Raw genomic sequence first — 16,434 nt, forward strand, 5'->3', positions numbered from 1 at the left:
TTATTATGTGTTGCGATAAATGAATCAGACCGCCCAGAAGGCCGGTGCACTGGCCAGGGATGCCTTGATCAACTGCACCGCCTGGTCGATATCCTGTTCGGTGGTAAACCGGCCCAGGCTCAGGCGAATCGTACGGCCGGCGCTGCGTGCATCATGGCCCAGGGCAAGCAGCACATGGGACGGCGCGTTGCTCGCCGAATTGCAGGCGGACGTCGCAGAGAACGCGATCCCCGCGCTCAGCCCAGCGGCATTGAATTCGCCTTCACTGAACGTGAGGCTCAGGGTGTGTGGAATACGTTGCGTGGCGCTGCCATTGAGGCGCACGCCGGCCACCGACGCCAACTGGTCCAACAGGCGCTGGCGCAGAGCCACGATCACCGCCTTTTCTTCGGCAAAAGACGCCGCCGCTAGAGCAAACGCGGTGCCCATGCCGGCAATCTGATGCGTCGCCAAGGTGCCGGAACGCAGGCCGCCTTCGTGGCCGCCGCCGTGAATCTGCGCCAACACTTTCTGTTGCGCGCGCGGGCCGACATACAAAGCGCCAATACCTTTGGGGCCATACAGCTTGTGGGCCGAAAACGACATCAAGTCCACCGGCCACTGCGCCAGGTCGATCGCCACCTTGCCCGCCCCCTGCGCCGCATCCACATGCAGCAACGCACCGTGCTCACGGACGCGAGCGCCGATGGCAGGGATGTCGTTGAGGGTGCCCAATTCGTTATTCACCAGCATCAGCGACACCAGGAAAGTGTCCTCGCGCAAGGCTTCACTGACAGCATCGGCGCTGATCAAGCCTTCGGCATCCGGCACCAGGTAGGTCACGGCCACGCCGGCCTCCTGTAGTTGTCGCGCGGTATCCAGGGTGGCCTTGTGTTCGATCTGGCTGGTGATGATATGCCCACCTGCCACGCCCCGCGCCTGGGCCACGCCCTTGATCGCAAGGTTGTTGGATTCCGTGGCGCCGGACGTCCAGACGATTTGTTCCGGGTTGGCACCGACCAACTCGGCCACCTGACGACGCGCCTGTTCAACCGTTTGCCGAGCCGCTTGGCCGAACGCATGGGAACTGGACGCAGGGTTACCGAAATTGGCATTGAAGCCCAGACACTCGACCATCACCTGGATGACCCGCTCGTCCACCGGGGTGGTGGCGGCGTAGTCGAAATACAACGGACGTTTATTCATGACGTTAAAAACTCGCAGAGCAGGTTCCCGAGAGCAGCGTCTCAGGGGCACGGACCGGGACAGAGGTCGTCAGGTTTAACCGATCGAATGCCATTAAAGAAGGACCACTTTATGTAAATGTGCGTAGGAACGCTCCTGAAATTCAGCTTAACAGGCTGAAGTCGCCCCATGGAAAACAAAAAGCCCGAGGTTCCTAAAGGGAAACCTCGGGCTTTTTGTCGCTGGACGCGGCTCAACTGGGACGACCATGCAGGGTCACGCTGCGTTCGGCATTCATTTCACCCTGGCGATCAAAGCCAAAGGGTTTCTGTGGCTGGCCGGTCAGTGCAGCGCGCTGGTGTTGATATTCATCAAAGGACAAACCACGACGACTCAACGCTTCCAGGGCCAACTGTTTGGTTTCTTCGGCAGTGTAAGGGCGCATTTCTGGCGATGGATGGGTCGCACATCCGGCAAGGACAGCACTGACAATCAATAAGGAAACAGCGAGGAATCGGTTCATGGCGGTGGCCCTGCAAAAGGAGGTTTCGAGTCAATGAACACAGGCTACTCCCGCCCTCGTGCAGGGAAAAATCACCTGCCGTGATAGTTGCTATCAACCGCTTGAGCAGCTTCGATAGCGACACCTTTATATTTCCTTATGATCTATAAATATGGAAATACGTTCATTTACGGAATAAAAGTAACCCTCTATAAATGATGCTGCACCGCGACAGCACTGTTGCCCACGCAACTGTTGCGCTAGCAACAGTCATTCAACAAATCACCAGGCAGCCAACACCCGCACTTTTCAGCAGTGAGCCTGCAACCCACGCCGTTCAAGGCCTGCACTCGTTGGTACAGCTCTTGCTCAACAGGTTGCACCCACCTGCTATGAACCACTGTTGAAAAAGGAACTGTTCATGACCCGTCCCCTGAATGTCGTTGCCCTCTCTGGCGGAACCTGGCGTCCGTCCCGCACCCTCGTACTGACCCAGGCTGTATTGGCTGAACTCGCTGCGTTGCTGCCGATCGAGACCACCCTGATCGAACTGGGCGACATCGCTCGGCCTCTCGGCGGCGCGTTGTCGCGCGATGAACTGCCCGCCGACGTCGAGGCGCAACTGTTGGCCATCGAACGGGCCGACCTGCTGATCGTCGCGGCGCCGGTCTATCGCGGCTCCTACCCTGGTTTGCTCAAGCATCTGTTCGACCTGATCGGCCTCAACGCGTTGATCAACACACCGGTGCTCCTGGCTGCAACCGGCGGCAGTGAACGTCACGCGCTGGTCCTCGATCATCAGCTGCGTCCGCTGTTCAGCTTCTTCCAGGCGCTGACCCTGCCCATCGGCGTGTACGCCACCGAGGCGGACTTCACCGACTACCAAATAACCAGCGAACTATTAAAAGCCCGTATTCAACTGGCGGCAGAACGTGCAGCACCGTTGTTCACTGCGCACTCCCCCTCTCTGCTGAAAATCGCGTAAGGATTTGTCATGGATGTTTTCTGGTTTTTGCCCACTCACGGCGACGGTCATTACCTGGGCACCACACAAGGTGCAAGGCCGGTCACTCTCAATTACCTGAAGCAAGTCGCACAGGCGGCTGACAGCCTGGGTTACCACGGCGTGCTGATTCCTACCGGGCGCTCGTGCGAAGACTCCTGGGTCATCGCCTCGGCGCTGGTGCCGTTGACCGAACGCCTGCGCTACTTGGTGGCCATTCGTCCGGGCATCATCTCGCCCACCGTCTCGGCGCGCATGGCGGCGACCCTGGACCGCCTGTCCAACGGCCGCCTGCTGATCAATGTGGTGACCGGCGGCGACCCCGACGAAAACCGCGGCGACGGCAGTTTCCTTGATCACAGCGAACGCTACGAAGTCTCCGACGAATTCCTACAGATCTGGCGCCGCGTATTGCAGGGCGAATCAGTGGATTTTGAAGGCAAACACCTGCGCGTACAGAACGCCAAGGCGCTTTATCCGCCGGTACAGAAGCCTTATCCGCCGCTGTATTTCGGCGGTTCTTCCGATGCCGCCCACGACCTCGCCGCCGAACAGGTCGATGTGTACCTGACCTGGGGCGAACCGCCGGCCGCCGTCGCGGAAAAACTCGCGGATGTGCGTGAGCGCGCCGCACGCCACGGGCGCACCGTAAAATTCGGCATCCGCCTGCATGTGATCGTGCGCGAGACCGAAGAGGACGCCTGGAAAGCCGCCGACAAGTTGATCGAGCACATCAGCGACGAAACCATCGCCGCCGCGCAAAAATCCTTCTCGCGCTTCGATTCCGAAGGCCAGCGCCGCATGGCCGCCCTGCATGATGGGCGCCGCGACAACCTGGAAATCGCCCCCAACCTGTGGGCCGGCGTCGGCCTGGTACGTGGCGGTGCCGGCACCGCGTTGGTCGGCAACCCGCAGCAAGTCGCCGAGCGCATCAAGGAGTACGCCGACCTGGGGATCGAGAGCTTCATCTTCTCCGGCTACCCGCACCTGGAAGAAGCCTATCGCTTCGCCGAACTGGTGTTCCCGTTGCTGCCGGAACCCTACGCCAGCCTTGCCGGGCGCGGCGTCACCAACCTCACTGGCCCGTTCGGCGAAATGATTGCCAACGATGTATTGCCGACGACAAAGGCCTGAACCGCTGCTCTTCTGTAGGAGCCGGCTTGTTGTGGTGAGTGGGGCTTGTCCCCCGACGGGTTCGCCGCCGATGCAAGGGGGCTGCTTCGCAGCCCAGCGCAGGGCAAGCCTGCTCATCACAGCAAGCCAGCTCACTTCAGCAAGCCTGCTCATCACAGCAAGCCAGCGCCTACCAGGCAAATAGAGGAAACCCCGTGACAGCCAAACCCCACAGCGTCCTGCCCTCCCCCTTGCAGACCGCCAAACTGCTGGCCGCCGAATTCGCCCTCACCGCCGTCGAGCGTGACGAGCGCGGTGGCACACCCAAAGCCGAACGCGACGCCTTGCGCCAGAGCGGCCTGCTGGCCCTGAGCATTCCCACCCAATACGGCGGCCTCGGCGCACGCTGGAGTGACACCCTTGGCATCGTGCGCGAATTCGCCAAGGTCGACAGTTCGATCGCCCATGTCTTCGGTTTTCACCACTTGATGCTCGCCACCGTGCGCCTGTTTTCACGCCCGGACCAATGGCAGCCCTGGTTCGAACAGACCGCGCGCAAGAACTGGTTCTGGGGCAACGCCCTCAACCCGCTGGACACGCGCACGGTGGTCAAGGATTTCGGTGGCTGGCGCGAGTTTTCCGGCAAAAAGAGCTTCTGTTCCGGCGCCAGCGACTCGGAAATGCTGATCGCCTCGGCGGTGGATGAAACCGCCGGCGGCAAGCTGCTGATCGCCGCCATCCCCAGCGGCCGCAGCGGCATCACGTTGCACAACGATTGGAACAACATCGGCCAGCGCCAGACCGACAGCGGCAGCGCGAGCTTCGAACGGGTGCGCGTCGAAGAATCCGAACTGCTGCTCGACCCTGGCCCGCTGAGCACGCCCTTTGCCTGCCTGCGCCCGTTGATCGCCCAGTTGACCTTCACGCATGTGTTCCTCGGTATCGCTGAAGGCGCCTTCGATGAAGCGCGCAACTACACGCTCACCGAAACCCGTTCGTGGCATAAATCCAGCGCCGAAGATGTGCGCCAGGACCCTTACGTGTTGCATCACTACGGCGAATTCTGGGTCGCCCTTGAGGGTGTGCGCCTGCTCGTGGAACGCGCCGCGGAGTTGCTCGACCAAGCCTGGGCAAAGGGCCCGAACCTCAGCGAAAACGAGCGCGGCCAACTCGCTATCGCCATCGCCACCGCCAAGGTCGCCGCCACCCGTCAAGGCCTCGACCTGTGCAGCCGCTTGTTCGAAGTCACCGGCGCGCGTTCGACCCACGCATCGCTGCGCCTGGACCGTCACTGGCGCAACCTGCGCACGCAAACCCTGCACGACCCGGTGGACTACAAGCTCCACGAACTCGGGGATTGGGCGTTGAACCAATCCCTGCCGATTCCAACGTTCTATTCCTAAGAGAGGTGCCCATGCAGCTTTTGACCCTACCGCCCTCGCCCGCCCTCGCGACGTCGATCCGCGCCACGGCCCAGGTCTTCGAAGACCCCAAATCCCAGGCGCTGCTCGACCACATCCAGCAAGTGGCGCCCAGCGAAGCCAGCGTGCTGATCATCGGCGAGACCGGGACCGGTAAAGAGCTGGTGGCACGGCATATCCACAACCTCAGCGCGCGGCGCAACCGCCCATTCGTGGCGGTGAACTGCGGGGCGTTCTCCGAATCGCTGGTGGAAGCCGAGCTGTTCGGCCACGAAAAAGGCGCCTTCACCGGCGCCCTCAGTGCCAAGGCCGGCTGGTTCGAAGAGGCCGACGGCGGCACGTTGTTCCTGGACGAGATCGGCGATTTGCCGATGGCGATCCAGGTCAAGCTGCTGCGCGTCCTACAGGAACGCGAAGTTGTACGCCTGGGGTCGCGCAAGAGCATTCCGATTGACGTGCGGGTGCTTGCCGCCACCAACGTGCAACTGGAAAAAGCCATCAACGCCGGGCATTTCCGCGAGGACCTCTACTACCGTCTCGACGTGGTCAGCCTGGAGCTCAGCCCCTTGCGTGACCGGCCAGGCGATATTCTGCCGCTGACCCGGCATTTCATCGAAGCCTACAGCCAGCGCCTGGGTTACGGGCCAATCACCATCAGCCGCGAGGCCGAGCAAAAACTCAAGAGCTACAGTTGGCCGGGCAACATCCGTGAGCTGGAAAACGTGATTCACCACACCCTGTTGATCTGCCGCGACGGCGTGATCGAACGCGACGATTTGCGCCTGTCGAACATGCGCATCGAACGTCAGGACGACAGCCAGCACGGCGCTGACAACAGTGCCGAAGCGTTGCTGGCGCGGGCCTTCCAAAAGCTGTTCGAGGAACAGGCCGGGGCCCTGCATGAAAAGGTCGAGGACGCCCTGCTCCGCGCCGCCTACCGGTTCAGCCACTACAACCAAGTGCACACCGCCAATCTGCTGGGCTTGAGCCGCAACGTCACGCGCACACGCCTGATCAAGATCGGCGAGCTGGCGGTGAACAAGCGCCGTCCAGGCGAAAACGTGCAGGGCGAGCGCATGTTGCACCTATCCATTTAGTCGGCAGTGCAACGCGTTGTCATGGCTGCGCTCGAAACTGCGCAGCACCTGGAATGAGCCGAAGGTCACGGCCGTGGCCTGGTGGGCGCGAATCAGCGTCCAGAAATCCTCCTCACCGTGCTCGAAGCATTTGAAGGCCGCCTCGCCATCCTCGCGCGAACGCCATTGCAGGTAATTGAGCACCCGCCGGCCGTCATCGCTGACTTGCACACTCGCATTGATAAAGCCGCCATGGCCTTGGGCCAGGCGTTCGCTTTGAGTGGTCAACGCCGCCACCAGGGCGCGTTGCTGCCGGGGCTCGATCTGAAACTCGATCAATTGAGTGAAGCTGCGACTTTTCTCTGATACCTGCATGAACACTCCCCTTTCTCTGTAGGCAGAATCTTGCGATTCGATGCCACGCAGGGTAAAACCTCTAGTTAAGTCAAGGTCAAGCGCTGTTTGGGAGTTTTTTTATGCTCAACAAGGAACTCACCGTCGGCCAACTCGCCGCCCGCAGTGGCGTCGCGGTCACGGCCCTGCATTTCTATGAAGCCAAGGGGCTGATCAAGAGCAACCGCAATGCCGGCAACCAGCGCCGCTATCCACGGGATGTGCTGCGGCGTGTGGTGGTGATCAAGATCGCCCAGCGTTTGGGCATTCCGCTGGCGACGATTGGCGAGACGTTGCAGACGTTGCCGGAGGGGCGCACGCCCAACGCCCAGGATTGGGAACGTTTGTCGGCGCTGTGGCGGGAGGACCTGGATGAACGCATCAACAAGCTGATGCTGCTGCGCGACAAGCTCAGTGGCTGTATTGGCTGCGGGTGTCTGTCGCTGGAGGCGTGTCCGTTGCGTAATCAGGATGATCAGTTGGGTGAGCGTGGGCCGGGGGCTCAATTGCTGGAACCCACCCCCACCGCATGACCTGCAAACCCAATCATTGTAGGAGCCCGGCTTGCCGGCGATGGCGGTCATGAGGACGCTATCGCCGGCAAGCCGGGCTCCTACAGGGATGTGTGTTTAATTCTTAGAAACCCGGGGCGATCTGGCCTTTGTAACGGGTCAGGATGAACTGGCGCACCTCATCGGAATTCAACGCCTTCGCCAGCTTCTGGATACGCGGGTCGTTGATGTTGTCCGGCCGCGCCACCAAATACTCGACGTACAAGGATTTACCCTTCTCCACAATCAACGCACTGTTGGTATCGATCCCCGCCTCCAGCGCGTAGTTGGCAAACACAAACGCCAGGTCCACCTGGCTCACCGAGCGGGCCAGCAAGGCGCCTTCCAGCTCACGGATTTTCAGGTGCTTGGGGTTTTCCACGATATCGCGTGGGGTGCTCAGGGTGTTGCTCGGGTCCTTGAGCTTGATCAGGCCGGCTTCATCCAGCAGCACCAAGGCACGGCCGGTGTTGACCGGGTCATTGGGGATCGACACGGTGGCGCCATCCTTTAGCTCCGAGATGTTCTTGATCCGCGTCGAATACGCACCAAACGGCTCGATATGCACGCCCACCACCGGCACCAGGTCGGTGTGACGGGTCTTGTTGTAGTCATCGAGGAATGGGCGGTACTGGTAGTAGTTGGCGTCGATATTCTTCAGCGCCAATTGCTGGTTGGGCTGGATAAAGTCGGTGAAGACATTGATCTGCAGGTCTACGCCCTCCTTGGCCAGCACCGGTTTGACGAACTCGAGGATTTCCGCGTGGGGCACAGGCGTAGCGCCCACCACCAGCTTTTCATTGGCAAAGGCATTCAACGACAGGACAGCAGCCAAAATGGCCAGGGACTTTTTCATACATGCTCCGAAGGCAGTTGTTATAGGAATCAACGGCGGCTGTAACGCGCCACCAAACGGTCACCGGTCATTTGCAGGGCCTGCACCAGCACCAACAGCAGCACCACGGTGACCACCATCACATCGGTCTGGAACCGCTGGTAGCCGTAGCGAATTGCCAAGTCACCCAGGCCGCCGCCACCGATCACGCCGGCCATGGCGGTGTAATCCACCAGCACAATCGCGGTCACGGTCACCGCCGCCAACAGCCCACCGCGAGCCTCCGGCAGCAGCGTGTGGCGGATCACCTGCCAGGTACTGGCGCCCATGGATTGGGTGGCCTCGACGACACCGCGATCCACTTCACGCAGCGCGGTTTCCACCAGCCGCGCAAAGAACGGCGTACAGCCCACCACCAGCGGCGGAATGGTGCCCGGCACGCCGAGGGACGTGCCCACCAGCAAGGTCGTCAGCGGGATCAACACAATCAGCAGGATGATGAACGGCAGCGAACGCAGCACGTTGACCACCACTGACAGCAACCGATACACCACCAGCGCCTCATGCAACTGGCGCTTGCCGGTGAGAAACAACAGCACGCCCAGCGGCAGCCCCAGCAGCACGGTGAAGCCCAGTGCAGCCACGAGCATGCTCAGGGTTTCCAGGCAGGCTTGGCCGATGTCGGCCCAGTAGATGTTCTTGAACAGTTCGGCCATGCATCACGACCAATCGTGGCGCGGTGGTTTGGTGCCATTGAGCAACCAGTTGCCCACCACGTGGTATTTCCAGCGCACCGGGTCGTGCAGGGTGTGCACCCGTGCGTTACGCCAGTGACGGTCGAAGTTGTGCTTTTTCAAGGTCGAGCGGGTACCGCCCAGTTCGAACAGCTTGTTGCTGGCTTCGATGGCGATTTCGGTGGTGAGCACTTTGGCGCGGGCGACGGCCAGGGAGGCATGGGCGACATTCTCTTCATTCGGCGCCGGGCGAGCGGCGTCGAGGGCCAGGCCGGCGCGGTCCAGCAACGCTTCGGCGGCTTCCAGGCGAATGTCCAGGGCGCCCACCTGGATGATGGTCAGCGGATCCTCAGTGGCTTTCTCCACGCCGGCATCAATCCATGGGCGGGCGAATTGCTGCACGAACGCCACCGTGTCGCGCAAAGCGGCACGGGCGATGCCGGCGTCGATGGCGGCGGTGGTCAGCTGTGCGAAAGGGCCGGCAAGCGTCGGCGAATCGTAGGATTTATGTGTGGGAAACAGATTGAACGCCGGCACCCGTAGATCCTGTGCCAGCACCGTCCCGCTGGAAGTGGTGCGCTGGCCCATGCTGTCCCAATCGTCGACCACCACCAGCCCGGCAGTGCCGCGCGGAACGAAGGCCAACTGCGCGTTCTGCTGTTCATCCAGCGCCAACACTGCCAGCCAATGGGCGTACAACGATCCGGTGCAGTAGCCCTTGCGCCCGTTGATCACATAGCCGTCGCCTTCGCGGCGAATAGTGGCCTGGATGTCCTGCACGTTCTTGCCGCCGGTTTCCGACAGTGCATTGGCAAACCGATGACCTTGCAGCGCCAGGCCGAAGAAATGCGCCTGCTGCTCGTGCGTGCCCTGCAGGCGGATGTCCTCCAGCAAACAGTAGTGGTTCTGCGGGATCTGCCCCAGGGACGGGTCGGCGGCCGAAATAATCGCGATCACCTGGGCCAGCACCGCGTAGGACACCTGCGCGCCGCCAAACTCGCGCGGCACACTGATGCCCCACAGGCCACTGTTGGAATACAGGTCCACCACCTCGGCGGGCACCTGGCGAGCGCGGTCGCGCTCGGCGTCCTGTTCCAGGAGGACGGCGGCGACGCGGTGGGCGACGGCAATCGCCTCGGCTGCATCGCGGATCAATGCGGCATGGGGCGTGTGGATCGGGTAATCGGCAGACACAGGCAGTACAGACATACAACGCTCTCGGGCGAATGGTTTGCCAGAGGTGTTGCAGCTTCTATGCCGGGTCCAAAACCGCTGTTTTGGCCGTAAAAACTCGCCCAGGTCCGCTTATGGCGCAGCAAACTGCCTGTTCGCTGTTGCCTGGCAAACACCTCGTCGGCTGCCTGCAGGCCACGCCATACGTGGCCTATAGTGAAAAGGCCGTGCCTGCGCAACCACAACAACCCAAGGAGAACGAAATGAGCGTTAAACCCATTCCCGAGGGTTTCCACAGCGTCACGCCCTACCTGGGCGTCGAAAAAGCTGCCGAAGCCATCGAGTTCTACAAGAAAGCCTTTGGCGCCATCGAAGCCATGCGCCTGGACATGCCCGACGGTAGAGTTGGCCACGCCGAGCTGCGCATCGGTGACTCGCCAATCATGCTGGGTTCACCCTGCGATGAAAGTGCGTTTGGCAGCCCGCGTGATGGCCACACCAGCGTCGGTTTACATGTGTATGTCAACGACGTCGACGCGCAATACAAACAAGCCATCGCAGCCGGTGGCACACCGATCTCCGAACCCAAGGACCAGTTCTACGGCGATCGCTCCGGCACGCTGAAGGATCCATTCGGCCATGTGTGGTTCCTGGCCACCCACAAGGAAGACCTGACTGAAGCGCAGATCCGGGAGCGTGCGATGGAGATGTTCAAGCAAGCCTGAATCTACAGAGCCATACACATCAAATGTGGGAGCGGGCTTGCTGGCGAATGCGGTGGATCAGCCAGTGCATCCAGAACGGGTACACCGCATTCGCGAGCAAGCCCGCTCCCACACTGGATTTTCGATAATCAGGAGATCCACGCTCCTACACACTTCATGAACAACCCCTCCACGTTTTTGCCCTTGCCCCGAACGCCGCGTGATTCCAGGATGCAAGCAATTACAAAGAGGAGTCATTCCATGTTCGCCGGATTCCAAAAAGACCAGTGCCACGTCAACGGCGTGGACATCAGCTACCGCAAAGGCGGTACAGGTCCCGGTCTGCTCCTGCTGCACGGGCACCCGCAAACCCACGTCATCTGGCACAAAATCGCCGAGCAACTGGCCGAGCACTTCACCGTGGTCGCGGCCGACTTGCGCGGTTATGGCGACAGCAGCAAGCCGCCGGCCAATGACCACCACACCAACTACTCAAAACGCGAAATGGCCCGGGACGGCGTTGAACTCATGAAAGCCCTGGGCTTTGAGCAGTTCTCGGTGCTGGCCCACGACCGTGGCGCTCGCGTTGCCCATCGCCTGGCCCTGGACCATCCCGCCGCCGTGCAGCGCATGGTGCTGCTGGACATCGCCCCTACCCTGTCGATGTATGCACAGACCGACGAAGCCTTCGCCCGCGCTTACTGGCACTGGTTCTTCCTGATCCGCCCGGCACCGTTGCCGGAAGCCTTGATCGAGGGCAACCCGGAGCTGTACCTGCGCAGCGTGATGGGCAGTCGCAGTGCCGGGCTCAAGCCATTCACCGACGAGGCCTTTGCTGAATACCTGCGCTGCCTGAAACTGCCGGGCGCCGCCACCGGCATCTGCGAAGACTATCGGGCTGCCGCCGGTATCGACCTTGAGCACGACCAGGCGGATATCGACGCCGGCAAACACCTGAACCTGCCGTTGCTGGTGATGTGGGGTGCCGAAGGCACGGTCGGCCGCTGTTTCGAGCCGCTCAAGGAATGGCAGAAAGTCGCCACCGACGTGCGCGGCAAGGCCCTGCCGGCCGGCCATTACATTGCCGAAGAAGCCCCCGAGTTGCTGCTGGGCGAAGTCCTGACCTTCCTTCGCTGAACCACTCAGTAACCCCGTGACCTGACCCACCCGCCTCGCAGGCTGCCAATGGCCTGCGACGGGTTCGCTGTGCCCCAAGAAACGTACCGAGATAATAACAATGACAATCAGAAAACTGCTGGGAACCCTGTATATCCAGGTGCTCATCGCGATCGCGCTGGGCGTGTTGATCGGCCATCAATGGCCGCAGATCGGCATCGACCTCAAGCCCCTCGGTGATGGCTTTATCAAGCTGATCAAGATGATCATCGGCCCGATCATCTTCTGCACGGTGGTCTCCGGCATCACCAGCATGCACGACGTGAAACAGGTGGGCCGGGTCGGCGGCAAGGCGCTGCTGTACTTTGAAGTCGTCTCGACCATTGCCCTGTTGATCGGCATTCTCGCCGCGCACCTGCTGCATCCGGGCGTGGGCTTCAATATCGATGTAAAGACCCTCGACAGTTCGGCCATCGCCGGTTTTGTCGGCCAGGCCGAACATGGAGAAGGCATCGTCGGGTTCCTGTTGCACGTGATCCCCGCAACGTTCTTCGATGCGTTTTCCAAGGGTGAAATCCTGCCGGTGCTGTTCGTCTCCGTGCTGTTTGGCGTGGGCCTGGTGATGGTCGGTGAAAAGGGCCGGCCACTGGTGGGCGTGATCAATCAGGCCAGCGAAGTGTTCTTCCGCATCGTCGGCATCATCAGCCGGGTCGCACCGATCGGTGCCTTTGGTGCGATCGCGTTCACCATCGGTAAATACGGTGTCGGTTCGTTGCTGCCCCTGCTGAAACTGGTAGGCACCTTCTATGTCACGGCGTTTTTCTTTATTGCCGTGGTGCTGGGCAGCATCGCCCGCTACGCCGGGTTCAGCATTTTCAAGTTGATGGGCTACATCAAGTCGGAGCTATTGATCGTGCTGGGTACCAGCTCGTCGGAGTCGGCATTGCCGCAACTGATCCAGAAACTCGAAAGCCTGGGCGCCTCCAAGGGCGTGGTGGGCATCGTGGTGCCGACCGGCTACACCTTCAACCTCGACGGCACCAACATCTATATGACCCTGGCGGTGTTGTTCCTGGCCCAGGCCACCAATATCCACTTGCCGCTGGAACAGCAGTTGACCCTGCTGGCGGTGGCCATGCTGACGTCCAAGGGCGCCGGGGCGGTGGTCGGCGCGGGCTTCGTGGCGCTGGCTGCCAGCCTGGCGGTGGTGCCGACCGTGCCAGTGGCAGCGATGGTGTTGATCCTCGGCGTCGATCGCTTCATGGCTGAATGCCGCTCGTTGACCAATATCATCGGCAATGCCGTGGCTGCCCTGGTAGTGGCCGCCTGGGAAGGTGAGCTGGACCGCGAAAAAATGGCGCCTATCGCGCTCAAGCGCGGCCGACATGCGCGGGCAGCCGCTCAAGCGAAGATCGCTGCCGAGTAACCGAAGAAGGCCGGGTGTGCCGGAAGGCACACCGATCCGGTGCTATTCTGGCGGCTCATGCCGCCAGCCCTGTTTCTGATGACAAATAAGAAAGATACCGTGCCCCTACCCGAAGACCTGCGGGTGTTCCTGACCGTGATCCGCAAGGCCGGCTTCGCAGCGGCAGCCGATGAGCTCGGGCTGTCGCCCGCGTATGTCAGCAAGCGCATCCAGATCCTCGAGACTACCCTGGCCACCCGCCTGCTGCACCGCACCAGCCGGCGCATCGCCCTGACTGAAGACGGCGAGCGGGTGCAGCGCTGGGCCGTGCGCATCCTGGAAGACTTCCAGCAACTCTCCGATGAACTCTCCGACGCCCACGACAGCCCCCGTGGGCGCTTGCATTTGTGCAGCAGCTTCGGCTTCGGCCGCAACCATGTGGCCCCGGCCCTGTCGCTGCTGGCAGAACAATACCCGGACCTGGAAATCCGCCTGGATCTGTTCGACCGCGTGGTGGACATCGTCAGCGAAGGCTTCGACCTGGAGATCCGCGTGGGCGACGACATTCCCGGCCAACACATTGGCCGCCGGCTGGTGAGCAACCGCCGCGTACTGTGCGCCGCCCCGGCCTATCTGCAACGCCGTGGCACACCGCAACAGTTGAGCGACCTGGAACAGCACGACTGCCTGGTGCTCAAGGAGCGCGATAACGCGTTTGGCATCTGGAACCTGGAACGCAACGGCGCCCAGGAAAGCGTGCGCGTGCGTGGGCCGCTGTCGTCGAACAATGGCGAGATTGTGCTGCAGTGGGCGTTGGATGGGCGCGGGGTATTGCTGCGCTCGATGTGGGATGTGAAGCCGCTGCTGGAACAAGGCAAGCTGGTGCAGGTACTGCACGGGTATACCCAGAGCGCCAACGTGTGGGCGGTGTACCCGACACGGTTGGCGTATTCCGGGAAGCTACGCGCCTGCGTGGAGTTCTTGCAGGAGCATTTCAAAGGCCTCTCGATTTAAGCCTCGCCCGAGACTTGGAACCGAATCCACTGTAGGAGCCGGCTTGCCGGCGATAGCGTTGGGTCAGCTTGCTCACCCTTCACTGGTACACCGCTATCGCCGGCAAGCCGGCTCCTACAGGGCATGCCGTCAGTTGAGCCAGGGGTTCGCTTGCAAGTGACGGCGTTCGAAGGCCTTGATCTCGTCACTGCGCTGCAAGGTACTGCCGATGGCGTCCAGGCCAAGCAGCAGCGCCGTCTTGCGCAACGTATCAATCTGGAACGGGATCACCTCGCCGTCCGCCAAGCGAATCGCCTGGGCTTCAAGGTCCACGCTGATCTGCGCCTGATCCGCCTGGCTGACCGTCTGGCCCAACCGCTGCAACACCGCCTCGTCCAGGGTAATCAACAACACCCCGTTACGCTGGCAGTTGTCATAGAAAATCCCGGCAAAGCTGCTGCCGATCAAGGCGCGGATGCCCATCTGTTTCAGCCCCCACACCGCGTGTTCACGGCTGGAGCCGCAGCCGAAGTTCGGCCCTACCACCATGAAACTTGCGCCCTGCCAGGCCGGCTGGTTCAACACAAACTCAAGGTTGGGCTCGCCGGAGGGCAAGAAGCGCAGGTCGAAGAACAGCCCGCGGTCCAGGCCGCTACGGTCGATGCCCTTGAGGAACTGCTTGGGCATGATGACGTCGGTGTCGATATTGGCCGCCAGCATCGGCGCGGCCTTGCCGGTGACCAGGGTGAACGGTTGCAGGCTCATGGGCGCGCTCCAAAGTGGCGGATATCAGTGAGGCGGCCAGTAATGGCGGCGGCGGCGACCATCGCCGGGCTCATCAAATGGGTGCGTGCGCCCGCGCCCTGGCGGCCTTCGAAGTTGCGGTTGGTGCTGGAGGCGCAGCGGTCGCCGGGGGCCAGCACGTCGTCGTTCATGGCCAGGCACATCGAGCAGCCGGACTGGCGCCATTCGAAGCCGGCGTTGATAAAAATCGCGGCCAACCCTTCGGCCTCGGCCTGGTCACGCACTTCGGTGGAGCCCGGTACGATCATCGCCCGTACGTGCTCGGCCACATGCTTGCCGCGCACTACACTGGCGGCGTCGCGCAGGTCTTCGATGCGGGCATTGGTGCAGGAGCCGATGAATGCATGGCTGATGACGATATCGCTCAGCGGCATGCCGGCTTCCAGGCCCATGTAGTTGAGGGCGCGGCGCATGTCCTGGCGCAGGATCAGGTCACTGACGTCCTGCGGGTCGGGCACGCGGGCGCCGATGGGCGCGGCCTGGTCGGGGCTGGTACCCCAGGTGACCATGGGCTCCAGGGTGGTGGCGTCGAGTTGCACCTCCTGGTCGAATACCGCGTCGGCATCGGTGTGGAGTTTTCGCCACTCCAACAGTGCTTTTTCCCACAGCTCGCCGTGAGGCGCCCGTGGTTTGCCCTTGAGGTAGTCGAAGACTTTTTCGTCCGGCGCCATGAACGCCCCGCGCGCACCGGCTTCCACCGCCATGTTGCAGATGGTCATGCGCGCCTCAACGCTCAGGGCGTCGATGGTGGAGCCGCGAAATTCGATGGCGTAGCCGATGGCACCCGAGGCGCCGATCTTGCCGATCAGCGCCATGATCACGTCTTTTGAGGTCAAACCCGGCGCCAGGTCACCGTCTACTGTCACCCGCATAGTTTTCAGGCGTTTGTAGACCAGCGTCTGGGAAGCCAGCAGGTGTTCGATTTCCGAGGTGCCGATGCCAAAACCAAAGGCCCCGAGGGCGCCGTAGGTGGTGGTGTGGCTGTCTCCGGCGGCAATCACCATGCCGGGTAGGATAAACCCCTGTTCCGGAGCGATTACGTGCTCGATGCCCTGGCGTTTGTCGAGGATGTCCAGCAGTTCGATGCCGAAGTCCCGGCAGTTCTCGGCCAGGTAGGACACCTGCCGCGCCCCGCCTGCATCCGGCATCGCCGCGATGCGCTTGGGCGTGGTGGGGTTCACATGGTCGACCACGGCCAATGCCGTGCCGGGGCGCCATACATTGCGCCCAGCTTCGCGCAGGCCGCTGAAGGCCTGGGGGCTGGTGTATTCGTTGATCACCTGGCGGTCTATATAAAGCAGGACATGGCCCTGGTCATCCAGGGGGCACACCGTGTGGGAGTCGATGTGTTTGTCGTAGAGGGTTCTGGCAGTCATTTTTCTTAGGGCTCGCTTTGGATGGGGCTCACTCAACGGCATATGCCCATCCTACGCAGCCACCCCGCCCC

Annotated in this window: 17 protein-coding genes; 9 read left to right on the forward strand and 8 right to left on the reverse strand. The window is 61.8% G+C overall.

What is annotated here, in order from left to right; all coding sequences use genetic code 11:
* Nucleotides 1–24 precede the first annotated feature (24 nt).
* Together AC0IYN_RS00120 and AC0IYN_RS00125 are read right to left on the reverse strand one after the other, a co-directional pair.
* Nucleotides 25–1,185, reverse strand: a complete 1,161-nt coding sequence (locus AC0IYN_RS00120; protein WP_471840101.1) for a cysteine desulfurase family protein — start codon at nucleotides 1,183–1,185, stop codon at nucleotides 25–27.
* Between the two features lie 232 nt (nucleotides 1,186–1,417).
* Nucleotides 1,418–1,687 carry a hypothetical protein gene (locus AC0IYN_RS00125; RefSeq protein ID WP_406599910.1) on the reverse strand — a complete coding sequence of 90 codons (270 nt, stop codon included), beginning with the start codon at nucleotides 1,685–1,687 and terminating at the stop codon, nucleotides 1,418–1,420.
* A gap of 400 nt (nucleotides 1,688–2,087) precedes the next feature.
* Here AC0IYN_RS00125 and msuE point away from each other — a divergent pair, with 400 nt between their 5' ends.
* From msuE to AC0IYN_RS00145, 4 genes are all read left to right on the forward strand, one after another.
* Nucleotides 2,088–2,651, forward strand: a complete 564-nt coding sequence (gene msuE / locus AC0IYN_RS00130) for an FMN reductase (RefSeq protein WP_406599911.1) — start codon at nucleotides 2,088–2,090, stop codon at nucleotides 2,649–2,651.
* Between the two features lie 9 nt (nucleotides 2,652–2,660).
* Nucleotides 2,661–3,803 carry an FMNH2-dependent alkanesulfonate monooxygenase gene (gene ssuD / locus AC0IYN_RS00135; protein WP_010211585.1) on the forward strand — a complete coding sequence of 381 codons (1,143 nt, stop codon included), beginning with the start codon at nucleotides 2,661–2,663 and terminating at the stop codon, nucleotides 3,801–3,803.
* Nucleotides 3,804–3,997: 194 nt separating this feature from the next.
* Nucleotides 3,998–5,185 (forward strand): acyl-CoA dehydrogenase family protein, encoded by a 1,188-nt coding sequence (locus tag AC0IYN_RS00140; RefSeq protein WP_457239721.1) that lies wholly within the window; start codon nucleotides 3,998–4,000, stop codon nucleotides 5,183–5,185.
* A gap of 11 nt (nucleotides 5,186–5,196) precedes the next feature.
* Entirely contained in the window at nucleotides 5,197–6,300 is a 1,104-nt protein-coding gene (locus AC0IYN_RS00145; protein WP_457239720.1) for a sigma-54 interaction domain-containing protein, read from the forward strand.
* Here AC0IYN_RS00145 and AC0IYN_RS00150 read toward each other — a convergent pair.
* Nucleotides 6,289–6,654, reverse strand: coding sequence for an antibiotic biosynthesis monooxygenase (locus tag AC0IYN_RS00150; protein WP_078047716.1), 366 nt, complete (start codon nucleotides 6,652–6,654; stop codon nucleotides 6,289–6,291). The two genes, AC0IYN_RS00145 and AC0IYN_RS00150, sit on opposite strands and share 12 nt — an antisense overlap.
* 101 nt (nucleotides 6,655–6,755) lie before the next feature.
* Here AC0IYN_RS00150 and soxR point away from each other — a divergent pair, with 101 nt between their 5' ends.
* Complete coding sequence (soxR, locus tag AC0IYN_RS00155) at nucleotides 6,756–7,205, forward strand: redox-sensitive transcriptional activator SoxR (RefSeq protein WP_406599915.1); 450 nt, start codon at nucleotides 6,756–6,758, stop codon at nucleotides 7,203–7,205.
* Nucleotides 7,206–7,308: 103 nt separating this feature from the next.
* Here soxR and AC0IYN_RS00160 read toward each other — a convergent pair whose 3' ends face one another.
* The 3 genes from AC0IYN_RS00160 to AC0IYN_RS00170 are packed head-to-tail and all read right to left on the reverse strand — an operon-like array spanning nucleotide 7,309 to nucleotide 10,001.
* Nucleotides 7,309–8,079, reverse strand: coding sequence for a MetQ/NlpA family ABC transporter substrate-binding protein (locus AC0IYN_RS00160; protein ID WP_471840104.1), 771 nt, complete (start codon nucleotides 8,077–8,079; stop codon nucleotides 7,309–7,311).
* A 29-nt stretch (nucleotides 8,080–8,108) separates the two neighbouring features.
* The gene (locus AC0IYN_RS00165) at nucleotides 8,109–8,774 is read right to left on the reverse strand and encodes a methionine ABC transporter permease (RefSeq protein WP_099493837.1); all 666 of its coding nucleotides are present in this window, start codon (nucleotides 8,772–8,774) and stop codon (nucleotides 8,109–8,111) included.
* Between the two features lie 3 nt (nucleotides 8,775–8,777).
* Complete coding sequence (locus AC0IYN_RS00170; RefSeq protein ID WP_406598852.1) at nucleotides 8,778–10,001, reverse strand: SfnB family sulfur acquisition oxidoreductase; 1,224 nt, start codon at nucleotides 9,999–10,001, stop codon at nucleotides 8,778–8,780.
* Nucleotides 10,002–10,228: 227 nt separating this feature from the next.
* On the opposite strand from AC0IYN_RS00170, the gene AC0IYN_RS00175 reads away from it, so the two are divergent.
* The 4 genes from AC0IYN_RS00175 to AC0IYN_RS00190 all read left to right on the forward strand — a co-directional run bounded on the left by AC0IYN_RS00175 (nucleotide 10,229) and on the right by AC0IYN_RS00190 (nucleotide 14,204).
* Entirely contained in the window at nucleotides 10,229–10,690 is a 462-nt protein-coding gene (locus tag AC0IYN_RS00175) for a VOC family protein (protein ID WP_025859100.1), read from the forward strand.
* Between the two features lie 240 nt (nucleotides 10,691–10,930).
* Nucleotides 10,931–11,806, forward strand: a complete 876-nt coding sequence (locus tag AC0IYN_RS00180) for an alpha/beta fold hydrolase (protein ID WP_471840105.1) — start codon at nucleotides 10,931–10,933, stop codon at nucleotides 11,804–11,806.
* Nucleotides 11,807–11,906: 100 nt separating this feature from the next.
* Nucleotides 11,907–13,211, forward strand: coding sequence for a dicarboxylate/amino acid:cation symporter (locus AC0IYN_RS00185; protein WP_406598854.1), 1,305 nt, complete (start codon nucleotides 11,907–11,909; stop codon nucleotides 13,209–13,211).
* 78 nt (nucleotides 13,212–13,289) lie between these two features.
* On the forward strand, nucleotides 13,290–14,204 hold the full coding sequence (locus tag AC0IYN_RS00190) for a LysR substrate-binding domain-containing protein (RefSeq protein ID WP_457239717.1): 915 nt from the start codon (nucleotides 13,290–13,292) through the stop codon (nucleotides 14,202–14,204).
* A 129-nt stretch (nucleotides 14,205–14,333) separates the two neighbouring features.
* Here the strand turns inward: AC0IYN_RS00190 and leuD are convergent, their stop codons facing one another.
* Both leuD and leuC read right to left on the reverse strand, forming a co-directional pair.
* A complete protein-coding gene (gene leuD / locus AC0IYN_RS00195) occupies nucleotides 14,334–14,948 on the reverse strand; it encodes a 3-isopropylmalate dehydratase small subunit (RefSeq protein ID WP_471840106.1) in 615 nt (204 codons plus the stop codon).
* Nucleotides 14,945–16,363, reverse strand: coding sequence for a 3-isopropylmalate dehydratase large subunit (gene leuC / locus AC0IYN_RS00200; RefSeq protein WP_471840107.1), 1,419 nt, complete (start codon nucleotides 16,361–16,363; stop codon nucleotides 14,945–14,947). The genes leuD and leuC overlap by 4 nt, the downstream gene beginning before the upstream one ends.
* Between the last annotated feature and the right edge of the window lie 71 nt (nucleotides 16,364–16,434).

It is taken from the genome of Pseudomonas sp. AC112 (assembly GCF_979253545.1).